Source organism: Streptomyces beihaiensis (assembly GCF_026274175.1).
In the GTDB taxonomy this organism is placed as follows: Bacteria; Actinomycetota; Actinomycetes; order Streptomycetales; family Streptomycetaceae; genus Streptomyces; species Streptomyces beihaiensis.
In genome coordinates, this window is record NZ_JAPHNL010000166.1 from 1 (window position 1) to 2,776 (window position 2,776).

3 protein-coding genes are annotated in these 2,776 nt (G+C 73.2%); all 3 read left to right on the top strand.

Translation table 11 applies throughout. The annotated features are described in order from the left end of the window. On the top strand, nt 1–281 hold a 281-nt coding region (locus OFY01_RS15675), incomplete at its 5' end, for an alpha-glucosidase C-terminal domain-containing protein (protein WP_266600320.1). A gap of 61 nt (nt 282–342) precedes the next feature. Then, nucleotides 343–1,713: a maltokinase N-terminal cap-like domain-containing protein gene (locus OFY01_RS15680; protein WP_266600322.1), complete on the top strand. Its 1,371-nt coding sequence runs from the start codon at nt 343–345 to the stop codon at nt 1,711–1,713. Further along, a partial coding sequence (locus OFY01_RS15685) for a GlgB N-terminal domain-containing protein (protein WP_266600324.1) occupies nt 1,706–2,776 on the top strand: 1,071 nt, incomplete at its 3' end. The genes OFY01_RS15680 and OFY01_RS15685, both read left to right, overlap by 8 nt.

Here is a 2,776-nt window from a genome sequence, read left to right on the forward strand (position 1 = left end):
GCGAGTGCGGCGACGACCTCGTCCTGTGCGTGAACAACTTCTCCCGCTTCGCCCAGCCCACCGAACTCGACCTGCGCGTCTATGACGGGCGCAATCCGGTCGAGCTCATCGGCGGGGTCCGCTTCCCCGCGATCGGCGAACTCCCGTACCTGCTGACACTGGCGGGCCACGGCTTCTACTGGTTCCGGCTCTCTGCCCCGACTCCTCCGTCGGACAAGGCGGTCCGAGAAGTTCAGGAAGGTCGTGAAGGCCGAGGCGTTCGAGAAGCCCGAGGGAGCTGAGGGGTCTGGGGAGCCTGCGGAATCAGAAGTTCGATCGTGCGACCGGAAAGGACGCGACGTCATGGCGAGGACCGACATCGCAGCGGCACCGGCGCTACGGCCGGGCGTGCTCAGCGGATTGCTACGGGACTGGCTGCCGGGCCGACGCTGGTTCGCGCGCAAGGAGCAGCCCATCGCCGACGTGTCGGTGCTGGCGACCACGGAGCTGTACCCGGGCTGCCTGCACCTGCTCGTCCGCATCGAGCACGCGGGCGCGCTGCCGGGCGACTGCTACCAGCTGCTCCTCGGCGTGGCACGGCGCCTCCCGGCGTCCCGCCTCACCGACGCCGCCGACGCCGTGGTCGGGCACGCGGACGGGCTGGCCGTGTACGACGCGCTGCACGACCCCCGCACGGCGACCATGCTCCTGGAGAGCCTGCGGCGCCCCGGCGTCGCGGGCCCGCTGCGCTTCACCAACGACGCGTCCTCCGGCAACTCCCTCCCCACCGGCCTCACGCCGCGCCTCCTCGACGTCGAGCAGTCCAACTCGTCGATCGTGTACGGCGACGCACTCATCCTGAAGGTGTTCCGCCGCGTCCAGCCCGGCATCAACCCGGACCTGGAGGTGCCGTGGGCGCTGGCCCGCGCGGGCTGCCGCCGCGTCCCCGCCCCGGTCGCCTGGATCCGCACCACCCAGCCCCGCAACGCCACGCTCGCCGTGCTCCAGCCGTATCTGCCCGGCGCGTCCGACGGCTGGACCCTCGCCCTGCGGGCCCTCGAAGCGGGGCGGGACTTCACGGCGCAGGCCCGCAAGATCGGCCTGGCCACGGCGGAGGTCCACCAGGCGCTCGCCACCGCGTTCCCGGCGTCGACGGCCCCGAGACCCTCGCCGCCCCCACACGAACCGGCACGCCTCGCGGCCGCCATGACCGAACGGCTCAACGCCGCCGCGCGCTGCCTCCCGTCCCTGCGCCCCTACGCCCCGTCGCTGCGCACCGCCTTCGACGACCTCGCCGCGCGCGCCACCCGGGCCGCGCACCTGCCGTGGCACCGCATCCACGGAGACCTGCACCTCGGACAGGTGCTGCGGGCGGGCCGCGAGTGGTACCTCATCGACTTCGAGGGCGAGCCGTCCGCCCCGCTCGCCGAGCGCCGCAGCGCGCACTCGCCGGTCAGGGACGTGGCGGGCATGCTGCGCTCCTTCGACTACGCGTCCGGCACCCGCCTGCCCGGCCACCCCCGCTGGGCGGAGGCGTGCCGGGACGCGTACTGCGTCGGCTACGCGGAAGGCGCCGGCTGGGACCCGCGCGCCGAGCCCGAACTCCTTCGCGCCTTCGAGACGGACCGGGCGGTCTACGAGGCCGTCTACGAGGCCCGCCACCGCCCCGACTGGCTGCACGTACCGATGACGGCGATCCGACGGCTCGCCACGGGAGGCGTCCACCATGCGTGAACCATCCGGACTGTCCGTACAGCGCGTGCAGGTGCCCGCCCACGACCCGCACGCGGTCCTGGGCGCACACGGCGCGCAGACGTCACCGGCAGGCGGCGACGGAGTGGTCTTCCGGGCCCTGCGCCCCAACGCCCGGAGCGTCACGGTCGTCATGGCGGACGGCGGCCACCGCTTCCCGCTGCGCCCGGACGGCGACGGCCTCTTCTCCAGCGCCCGCCCGCACCCGCTGCCGCTGCCGGCCGTCCCCGCTTCCGCCTACCGCCTCCACGTCACGTACGAGGACGGAACGGTCGTCGACACGCCCGACCCGTACGCCTTCCTCCCCGCCCTCGGCGAGCTCGACCTGCACCTGATCCAGGAAGGCCGCCACGAACAGCTCTGGCAGGCGCTCGGCGCCCACCCGATGGAACACCAGGGCGTCGCCGGCACCCGCTTCACGGTCTGGGCGCCGAACGCGCGCGCCGTCAGCGTCGTCGGGGACTTCACGTGCTGGGACGGCACGCAGTACCCGATGCGTTCGCTGGGCGCGTCCGGGGTGTGGGAGCTGTTCCTGCCGGGCGTGGGGGAGGGGACGCGGTACAAGTTCGAGATCACCTCCCGTTACGGCGGACGCTTCCAGAAGGCGGACCCGATGGCGCGCCGCACCGAGATGCCACCCGCCACGGCGTCGGTCGTCACGGCGTCGGCGTCACGCTACGAGTGGGGCGACGAGGAGTGGCTGGCACACCGGGGCGACAGGCCGGTCCACACCTCACCGTTCTCGGTGTACGAGGTCCACCTCCCGTCGTGGCGTCCTGGCTCGACGTACCGGGACCTTGCCGAGGAACTCCCGGCGTACGTCAGCGACTTGGGCTTCACGCACGTCGAGCTGATGCCGGTGGCGGCGCACCCGTTCAGCGGTTCGTGGGGCTACCAGGTCACCTCCTACTACGCGCCGACGCCGCGGCTCGGCTCCCCGGACGACTTCCGGCACCTGGTGGACGCGTTCCACCGGGCGGGCATCGGCGTGATCATGGACTGGGTCCCGGCGCACTTCCCGAAGGACGACTGGGCGCTGGCCAGG